This window comes from Micromonospora sp. AMSO12t (assembly GCF_008806585.1).
GTDB classification, from domain to species: Bacteria; Actinomycetota; Actinomycetes; order Mycobacteriales; family Micromonosporaceae; genus Micromonospora; species Micromonospora reichwaldensis.
On the sequence record NZ_WAAS01000248.1, the window covers coordinates 1 to 9,406 of the forward strand.

At 71.9% G+C, this 9,406-nt stretch carries 8 protein-coding genes; 7 read left to right on the top strand and 1 reads right to left on the bottom strand.

The genetic code is table 11. The features are described 5' to 3' along the window. Positions 1 to 182 precede the first annotated feature (182 nt). Entirely contained in the window at positions 183 to 740 is a 558-nt protein-coding gene (efp, locus tag F6X68_RS26330; RefSeq protein ID WP_132240163.1) for an elongation factor P, read from the top strand. Positions 741 to 763: 23 nt separating this feature from the next. Then, positions 764 to 1,174, top strand: a complete 411-nt coding sequence (gene nusB / locus F6X68_RS26335; RefSeq protein ID WP_172896683.1) for a transcription antitermination factor NusB — start codon at positions 764 to 766, stop codon at positions 1,172 to 1,174. Between the two features lie 120 nt (positions 1,175 to 1,294). Here the strand turns inward: nusB and F6X68_RS26340 are convergent, their stop codons facing one another. Beyond that, positions 1,295 to 1,783 carry a transcriptional regulator gene (locus F6X68_RS26340; RefSeq protein WP_013285505.1) on the bottom strand — a complete coding sequence of 163 codons (489 nt, stop codon included), beginning with the start codon at positions 1,781 to 1,783 and terminating at the stop codon, positions 1,295 to 1,297. A 284-nt stretch (positions 1,784 to 2,067) separates the two neighbouring features. Between F6X68_RS26340 and pyrR the strand changes: the two genes are divergently transcribed. Genes pyrR through carB form a run of 5 tightly spaced genes read left to right on the top strand, consistent with a single transcriptional unit; the run spans position 2,068 to position 9,403 of the window. Continuing rightward, positions 2,068 to 2,652, top strand: coding sequence for a bifunctional pyr operon transcriptional regulator/uracil phosphoribosyltransferase PyrR (gene pyrR, locus F6X68_RS26345; protein ID WP_151456799.1), 585 nt, complete (start codon positions 2,068 to 2,070; stop codon positions 2,650 to 2,652). Next, positions 2,649 to 3,575, top strand: a complete 927-nt coding sequence (locus F6X68_RS26350) for an aspartate carbamoyltransferase catalytic subunit (protein ID WP_121395245.1) — start codon at positions 2,649 to 2,651, stop codon at positions 3,573 to 3,575. Before pyrR ends, F6X68_RS26350 begins: the two co-directional genes overlap by 4 nt. Further along, positions 3,572 to 4,849: a dihydroorotase gene (locus F6X68_RS26355; RefSeq protein ID WP_151456800.1), complete on the top strand. Its 1,278-nt coding sequence runs from the start codon at positions 3,572 to 3,574 to the stop codon at positions 4,847 to 4,849. The genes F6X68_RS26350 and F6X68_RS26355 overlap by 4 nt, the downstream gene beginning before the upstream one ends. Beyond that, a complete protein-coding gene (gene carA / locus F6X68_RS26360; RefSeq protein ID WP_151456801.1) occupies positions 4,846 to 6,009 on the top strand; it encodes a glutamine-hydrolyzing carbamoyl-phosphate synthase small subunit in 1,164 nt (387 codons plus the stop codon). Before F6X68_RS26355 ends, carA begins: the two co-directional genes overlap by 4 nt. Further along, positions 6,002 to 9,403, top strand: coding sequence for a carbamoyl-phosphate synthase large subunit (gene carB, locus F6X68_RS26365; RefSeq protein WP_151456802.1), 3,402 nt, complete (start codon positions 6,002 to 6,004; stop codon positions 9,401 to 9,403). Before carA ends, carB begins: the two co-directional genes overlap by 8 nt. The last annotated feature ends 3 nt before the right edge of the window (positions 9,404 to 9,406 follow it).

Below are 9,406 nucleotides of genomic sequence, written 5' to 3' on the forward strand. Positions count from 1 at the left end.
CGGCAGCGGCGGCGGCGGAGAACGGTGGGGCGCGGCGGAAGGCGTCGCGAGCGGGCGGCGAGCGGGCGGCGGGAGAGTGGCGGAAGGGAGGTGGAAGGGCGGCGGGAAGCGGCGGACAGCGGCGTTCGACGCAACTAGTAGACTTGCCAGGTCTGTCCGCCAATTGATGATCAAGGCAGGAAATGGCCACCACCAACGACCTGAAGAACGGCCTGGTACTCAACCTCGACGGAGAGCTTTGGGCCGTCGTCGAGTTCCAGCACGTCAAGCCCGGTAAGGGTGGTGCGTTCGTGCGTACCACGCTGAAGAACGTGCTGTCCGGCAAGGTGGTCGACAAGACCTTCAACGCGGGCACCAAGGTCGAGACCGCGACCGTGGACAAGCGCACCATGCAGTACCTCTACGCCGACGGCGAGGACTACGTCTTCATGGACCTGGAGACGTTCGACCAGATCAACGTGCCGGGTGCCACCGTCGGTGACGCGGCGAACTACCTGCTGCCCGAGGCTGAGGCGACCGTGGCCACCCACGAGGGTGTCCCGCTCTACATCGAGCTTCCGACCAGCGTCGTGCTGGAGGTCACCTACACCGAGCCGGGCCTGCAGGGCGACCGGTCGACCGGCGGCAACAAGCCGGCCACCGTCGAGACCGACGCGACGGTCCAGGTGCCGCTCTTCATCACCACCGGCGAGAAGATCAAGGTCGACACCCGCGACGGCCGTTACCTCGGCCGCGCCTGATGGCCGAGGGTCCCAAGCAGCAGATGCCTGCGCGCCGCAAGGCGCGTAAGCGGGCGCTGGACGTGCTCTTCGAGGCCGACCTGCGGGACCGCCCGCCGGTCGAGGTGCTCGCCGGCTACATCGAGCGGATCGAGAAGCCCCGACCCGAGCACCTGGGATACGCGGTGAGCCTCGTCGAGGGCGTCGCCGCCCACCTCGACCGGATCGACGAGGTGATCGCCAGCTACGCCGAGGGGTGGACGCTGGACCGGATGCCGGCGGTCGACCGCAACCTCGCCCGGATCGCGGTCTACGAGCTGCTCTACGTCGACGAGATCGACGACGCGGTGGCCATCAGCGAGGCCGTCGAACTGGCCCGGCAGATGTCGACCGACGACTCGCCGCGCTTCCTCAACGGCATCCTCGGCCGCATCGCCGAGTACGCCACCCGCTGACGCGGCGCACGTCACACCCGGGCGTGCGTCACAGCCGGCCTGCTCAACAGGCGGGACGCGACACGAACGACGACGAGAGGGGCCCGTGCCGGACGGCACGGGCCCCTCTCGCGTTTCTGGTCAGCTGGCGAAGAACGCCCGCGGGTCGGCGACCAGCACGCCGTGCTCGGTGAGCCGCTCGATCAGGCCGGACGGCGAGGCGTCGTACACGATCGCGAGCGCGCGCAGGTCGTCGGCGCGGATGGAGAGCACGCGGCCGTTGTAGTCACCGCGCTGCTGCTGGATCGCACGCGCGTACCGGGCGACGTAGGCGAGGTCCTCGGAGGCCTCGTCGTAGAGCCGCTCCAGGTCGAGGACGATCTTGCTGGTGGGCTCGTGGCGAACCCCGCTGCCGTCGGGCAGCAGCTCCGAGACGGGAACACGGTAGAAGTCGGCAAGCTCGGCCAGGCGCGACACCGTGACGGCGCGGTCGCCGCGCTCGTAGGAGCCGACCACCACCGCCTTCCACCGCCCGTTCGACTTCTCCTCCACGCCCTGCAGGGACAGGCCCTGCTGCTGACGGATGGAGCGCAGGCGGGCGCCCAGAGACTTGGCGTATTCAGAGGGCATTAAACACTCCCAGTGCTGCTCGGGGTTCTCCCAGGGGTCGCTACGGAGCGTGACGGTACGGGGATTGGTACAACTGGTCAAGTGGTCGTGACCTTACCGTTGGGATCACCGGGGGAGTTGTCCCCATTTCGCCGGGCTGACCAGGGGGTCAGTGGCCGGCGACGGTCAGTGCGGTGACCACTGGTAACGTGGCGGGAAGCCCCGGTCCGGGCCGCTCGCGTCCCGGTACCGGCATCCGACGTCCTTTAACGACCCGTCCCGTGAGGCGGGGAAGGAGGTCCGCCGTGGCCTACCCACCTGCTGCCCAGCCGTCGCCGCCGCGACAACCCTCGGTGAAGGTGATCCTCGCCAGCGCCGACGTCCAGCGCGTGGTCGACCGCATCGCCCACCAGATCCTGGAGAAGACCCAGGGCGCCGCGAACACGGTGCTGCTGGGCATCCCCACCCGGGGCGCCCCGCTCGCGAAGCGGCTCGCCGCCCGGATCAGCACCTTCGAGGACGTGACCGTCCCGGTCGGCGTGCTCGACATCACCCTCTACCGCGACGACCTGCGCCGGCACGCCACCCGCGCGGTCGGGCCGACCCAGGTGCCGCCCGGCGGCATCGACGGCAAGCGGGTCGTCCTCGTCGACGACGTGCTCTTCTCCGGCCGCACGGTGCGGGCCGCGCTCGACGCGCTCAACGACGTCGGGCGGCCGGCGTCCGTCCAGCTCGCCGTCCTGGTCGACCGCGGCCACCGCGAGCTGCCGATCCGCGCCGACTACGTCGGCAAGAACATCCCGACGTCCCTGGCGGAGAGCGTGAAGGTCACCCTCGCGGAGACCGACGGCACCGACGAGGTCAGGTTGTACGGGGGGACCCCCTCATGATCAGGCACCTGCTCTCCGGTGCCGACCTGGACGCCGCCACCGCCACCGAGATCCTGGACACGGCCGCCGAGATGGCCACGGTCGCCGGCCGGGAGGTGAAGAAGCTCCCCGCGCTGCGCGGGCGCACCGTGGTGAACCTCTTCTACGAGGACTCCACCCGCACCCGGATCTCCTTCGAGGCGGCGGCGAAGCGGCTCAGCGCCGACGTGATCAACTTTTCGGCCAAGGGCTCCAGCGTGACCAAGGGCGAGAGCCTGAAGGACACCGCGCTGACCCTCCAGGCGATGGGGGCAGACGCCGTGGTCGTCCGGCACCCCGCCTCCGGCGCCCCGCACCGGCTCGCCGACTGGGTCGACGGCTCGGTGGTCAACGCCGGCGACGGCACCCACGAGCACCCGACCCAGGCGCTGCTCGACGCGTACACGATGCGCTCCCGGCTGGGGCGGCTGGCCGGCCTGTCGGTCGCGGTCGTCGGGGACGTCCTGCACAGCCGGGTGGCCCGCTCGAACGTCCTGCTGCTGTCCACGCTCGGCGCCAAGGTGACCCTGGTCGGGCCGCCGACGCTGATCCCCGTCCACATCGCGCAGGCGCTCGCGCCCGGCACCGACGTCTCCTACGACCTCGACGCGGTGCTGCCGCAGTCGGACGTGGTGATGATGCTGCGGGTGCAGCGCGAGCGGATGAACGCCTCCTACTTCCCGTCCGCCCGCGAGTACGCCCGCCGCTACGGCCTGGACGGCCCGCGGATGCGCCGGCTGCCCGAGCACGCGATCGTCATGCACCCCGGACCGATGAACCGGGGGATGGAGATCACGCCCGAGGTGGCCGACTCGCCCCGCTCCACCATCGTCGAACAGGTCGCCAACGGGGTCTCCGTGCGGATGGCCGTCCTCTATCTGCTGCTCGGGGGGAACAACCGGTGAGCTCGTACCTGATCTCCAACGTCAGCGTCGTCGGCGCCGCGCCGACCGACGTGCTGATCCGCGACGGCGTCGTCGCGGCCGTCGGCGCAGGGCTGGACGCGCCGGAGGCGACCGTCGTCGACGGCACCGGGCTGGTCGCGCTGCCCGGCCTCGTCGACCTGCACACCCACCTGCGCGAGCCCGGCCGGGAGGACGCCGAGACCGTCGAGTCCGGGTCCCGGGCGGCGGCGCTCGGTGGCTACACCGCGGTCTGCGCGATGGCCAACACCTCGCCGGTGGCCGACACCGCCGGCGTGGTCGAGCAGGTCTGGCGCCTCGGCCGGGAGGCCGGGCTGGTGGACGTGCAGCCGATCGGGGCGGTCACCGTCGGCCTGGCCGGCGAGCACCTCGCCGAGCTGGGCGCGATGGCCGACTCGGCGGCCCGGGTACGGATCTTCTCCGACGACGGGCACTGCGTCGCCGACCCGAGGCTGATGCGCCGGGCGCTGGAGTACGTGAAGGCGTTCGACGGGATCATCGCCCAGCACGCCGAGGAGCCCCGGCTCACCGAGGGCGCGCAGATGCACGAGGGCGAGGTCTCGACCCGGCTCGGCCTGACCGGCTGGCCGGCGGTCGCCGAGGAGGCGATCATCGCCCGGGACGTGCTGCTCGCCGAGCACGTCGGCAGCCGCCTGCACGTGTGCCACGTCTCCACCGCCGGCAGCGTGGAGGTGCTGCGCCAGGCCAAGGCCCGGGGCGTCCGGGTCACCGCCGAGGTCACCCCGCACCACCTGCTGCTCACCGACTCCCGGGCCGAGACCTACGACCCGGTCTACAAGGTCAACCCGCCGCTGCGCACCGCGGCCGACGTCGCCGCGCTGCGGGCGGCCCTGCTCGAGGGCGTGATCGACATCGTCGCCACCGACCACGCCCCGCACGCGGTGGAGGACAAGGAGTGCGAGTGGGCGTACGCCCGGCCGGGCATGCTCGGCCTGGAGACGGCGCTGTCGATCGCCCTCGACGTGCTCGGCCCGCAGTGGGACCTGATCGCCGAGCGGATGTCGCGCACCCCGGCCCGGATCGCCGGGCTGGAGGGGCACGGCCTCGACCCGGCGCCCGGCGTGCCGGCGAACCTGACCCTGGTCGACCCGGCCGCCCGCCGCACCATCGAGCCGGCGGAGCTGGCCAGCCGTAGCCGCAACACCCCGTACGCCCGCATGACGCTGCCGGGTCGCATCGTGGCGACCTTCCTGCGCGGCGAGCCGACGGTCCTGGACGGAAAGGCTGTTCTATGACGAAGCGGAGGCCCGCGATCCTCGTGCTGGAGGACGGGCGCACGTTCCACGGTGAGGCGTACGGCAGCGTCGGGGAGACCTTCGGCGAGGCGGTCTTCAACACCGGCATGACCGGCTACCAGGAGACGTTGACCGACCCGTCCTACCACCGTCAGGTGGTGGTGCAGACCGCCCCGCACATCGGCAACACCGGCGTCAACGGCGAGGACGACGAGTCGGGCCGCATCTGGGTCGCCGGCTACGTGGTCCGCGACCCGGCCCGGATCGGCTCTAACTGGCGCGCCACCGGCGGGCTGGAGGAGCGGCTGACCGCCGAGGGCGTGGTCGGCGTCAGCGGCGTGGACACCCGGGCGCTGACCCGGCACCTGCGCGAGCGCGGCGCCATGCGGGTCGGCATCTCCAGCGTCGAGACCGACCCGCGGGCGCTGCTGGCCCGGGTGCGGCAGGCCCCGGAGATGGTCGGCGCGGACCTCTCCGCCGAGGTCACCACCGAGAAGCCGTACGTGGTGGCGGCCGAGGGCGAGCACCGGTTCACGGTCGCCGCGCTGGACCTGGGCATCAAGCGCAACGTCCCGCGCCGGCTCGCCGCGCGGGGCGTCACCACGCACGTGCTCCCGGCCGGCTCCACCATCGACGACCTGCTCGCCACCGGCGCGGACGCGGTCTTCTTCTCGCCCGGCCCGGGCGACCCGGCCACCGCCGACGCGCCGGTGGCCCTGGCGCGGGAGGTGCTGCGCCGGCGGGTGCCGCTGTTCGGCATCTGCTTCGGCAGCCAGATCCTCGGCCGGGCGCTCGGCTTCGGCACCTACAAGCTCGGCTACGGCCACCGGGGCATCAACCAGCCGGTGCTCGACCGGGTCACCGGCAAGGTCGAGGTGACCAGCCACAACCACGGCTTCGCCGTCCAGGTGCCGGGCGCCGTGGCCGGGGCGGTCGTCCCCGACCAGGTGATCGAGACCGAGTTCGGTGGCGTCCAGGTGTCACACGTCTGCCTCAATGACAACGTGGTCGAGGGGCTGCGGGCGAAGGACGTGCCCGCCTTCACCGTCCAGTACCACCCGGAGGCGGCGGCCGGCCCGCACGACGCGGACTACCTGTTCGACCGCTTCGCCGAGCTCATCGAGGGCCGGACCCAGAGCGAGGGGCGCACACATGCCTAAGCGGACCGATCTCAAGCACATCCTGGTGATCGGCTCCGGGCCGATCGTGATCGGGCAGGCCTGCGAGTTCGACTACTCCGGCACCCAGGCCTGCCGGGTGTTGCGCAGCGAGGGGATCCGGGTCAGCCTGGTCAACTCGAACCCGGCGACGATCATGACGGACCCCGAGTTCGCCGACGCCACGTACGTCGAGCCGATCACCCCGGAGTTCGTCGAGCTGGTGATCGCCAAGGAGCGCCCCGACGCGATCCTGCCCACCCTCGGCGGGCAGACCGCGCTGAACACCGCGGTCGCCCTGCACGAGGCCGGCGTGCTCGACAAGTACGGCGTGGAGCTGATCGGCGCCAACATCGAGGCGATCAACCGCGGCGAGGACCGGCAGCTGTTCAAGGACATCGTCGCCAAGGCCGGCGTACGCCTGGGTGTCGACGACCCGGCGGGCCTGGTGCCCCGCTCCCGGGTCTGCCACTCGATGGCGGAGGTCGAGGCGACGGTCGCCGAACTGGGCCTGCCGGTGGTGATCCGGCCGTCGTTCACCATGGGCGGCCTCGGCTCCGGCATGGCGCACACCCCGGAGGACCTGGCCCGCATCGCCGGCGACGGGCTGGCCGCCAGCCCGGTGCACGAGGTGCTCATCGAGGAGAGCGTGCTCGGCTGGAAGGAGTACGAGCTCGAACTGATGCGCGACCGGCACGACAACGTCGTGGTGGTCTGCTCGATCGAGAACGTCGACCCGATGGGCGTGCACACCGGCGACAGCGTCACTGTCGCCCCGGCCATGACGCTCACCGACCGTGAGTACCAGCAGCTGCGCGACCTGGGTATCGCGGTGCTGCGCGAGGTCGGGGTGGACACCGGCGGCTGCAACATCCAGTTCGCCGTCAACCCGGCCGACGGCCGGATCGTGGTGATCGAGATGAACCCCCGGGTGTCCCGGTCGTCGGCGCTGGCCTCGAAGGCCACCGGCTTCCCGATCGCGAAGATCGCCGCGAAGCTGGCCATCGGCTACACCCTCGACGAGATCCCCAACGACATCACCCTGAAGACCCCGGCGGCGTTCGAGCCGACCCTGGACTACGTGGTGGTGAAGATCCCCCGGTTCGCGTTCGAGAAGTTCCCGGGCGCCGACCCGGAGCTGACCACCACCATGAAGTCCGTCGGCGAGGCGATGAGCCTGGGCCGCAACTTCAGCGAGGCGCTGAACAAGGCGATGCGGTCGCTGGAGACGAAGGCGGGCGGGTTCTGGACGCTGCCCGACCCGGCCGGCGCGACGAAGGAGAACACCCTCGACGCGCTGCGGATGCCGCACGACGGCCGGCTCTACACCGTCGAGCGGGCGCTGCGCCTCGGCGCGTCGATCGCCGAGGTCACCGCCGCGTCCGGCGGGATCGACCCCTGGTTCCTGGACCAGGTCGCCGCCCTCGTCGAGCTGCGCGCGGAGATCGTGGACGCCCCGGTGCTCGACGCCGAGCTGCTGCGCCGCGCCAAGCGGGCCGGCCTGTCGGACCGGCAGCTGGCCGCGCTGCGTCCGGAGCTGGCCGCCGAGGACGGCGTACGGACGCTGCGGCACCGCCTCGACGTCCGCCCGGTCTACAAGACGGTGGACACCTGCGCCGCCGAGTTCGAGGCGACCACGCCCTACCACTACTCGACGTACGACCAGGAGACGGAGGTCGTGCCGTCGGCCCGGCCGAAGGTGATGATCCTGGGTTCCGGGCCGAACCGGATCGGCCAGGGCATCGAGTTCGACTACTCGTGCGTGCACGCGGTACAGGCGTTGCGGAGCGCGCCGGTCGGCGCTGCCGCCCAGGGCGCCGCAGGCGCGGGTTCCGCCACGGGTGCCGGTTTCGAGACCGTGATGGTCAACTGCAACCCGGAGACCGTCTCCACCGACTACGACACCGCCGACCGGCTCTACTTCGAGCCGCTGACCTTCGAGGACGTGCTGGAGGTCTGGCACGCCGAGGACTCCTCCGGCAGGGCGGCCGGCGGACCGGGCGTGGTCGGGGTGATCGTCCAGCTCGGCGGGCAGACCCCGCTGGGCCTGGCGCAGCGCCTGAAGGACGCGGGCGTGCCGGTCGTCGGCACCTCGCCGGAGTCGATCCACCTGGCCGAGGAGCGGGGCGCGTTCGGGGCGGTGCTGGCCCGGGCCGGGCTGCGCGCGCCGGCGCACGGCATGGCGACCTCGTACGACGAGGCGAAGGCGATCGCCGACGAGATCGGCTACCCGGTGCTGGTCCGGCCGTCGTACGTGTTGGGCGGGCGGGGCATGGAGATCGTCTACGACGACGCCACGCTGCGTGACTACATCGGGCGGGCCACCGAGATCTCGCCGGACCACCCGGTGCTGGTCGACCGCTTCCTCGACGACGCCATCGAGATCGACGTGGACGCGCTCTGCGACGCGGACGGGGAGGTCTACCTCGGCGGGGTGATGGAGCACATCGAGGAGGCCGGCATCCACTCCGGCGACTCGTCCTGCGCGCTGCCGCCGATCACCCTGGCGGGCTCGCACGTCGCCCAGGTGCGCCGCTACACCGAGGCGATCGCCCGGGGCGTCGGCGTGCGGGGCCTGCTCAACGTGCAGTACGCGCTTAAGGACGACGTGCTCTACGTGCTGGAGGCGAACCCGCGCGCCTCCCGGACGGTGCCCTTCGTCTCCAAGGCGACGGCGGTGCCGCTGGCGAAGGCGGCAGCCCGGATCGCGCTGGGCGCCACCATCGCCGAGCTGCGCGCCGAGGGCCTGCTCCCGGCGACCGGGGACGGCGGTTCGCTGCCGGCCGGCGCCCCGATCGCGGTCAAGGAGGCGGTGCTGCCGTTCAAGCGGTTCCGCACCCCCACCGGTAAGGGCGTGGACTCGCTGCTCGGCCCGGAGATGAAGTCCACGGGCGAGGTGATGGGCATCGACACCGCCTTCGGGCACGCCTTCGCCAAGTCGCAGTCGGCCGCGTACGGCTCGCTGCCGACCGCCGGGAAGATCTTCGTCTCGGTCGCCAACCGGGACAAGCGGGGCATGATCTTCCCGATCAAGCGCCTGGCCGACCTGGGGTTCGAGATCGTCGCCACCACCGGCACGGCGGAGGTGCTGCGCCGGCACGGCATCGCCTGCGAGCAGATCCGCAAGCACTACGAGTCCGGCGGGGGCGAGGACGCGGTGTCGCTGATCCTCGGCGGCGACGTGGCGCTGGTGATCAACACTCCGCAGGGCTCGGGCGCGAGCGCCCGCTCGGACGGCTACGAGATCCGCAGCGCCGCCGTCACGGCGGACATCCCGTGCATCACCACGGTGCCGGGTGCGGCGGCGGCGGTGATGGGCATCGAGGCGCGGATCCGGGGCGACATGCAGGTCCGCCCGCTCCAGGAGCTGCACGCCGCCCTCCGAGCCGCCGAATGACCC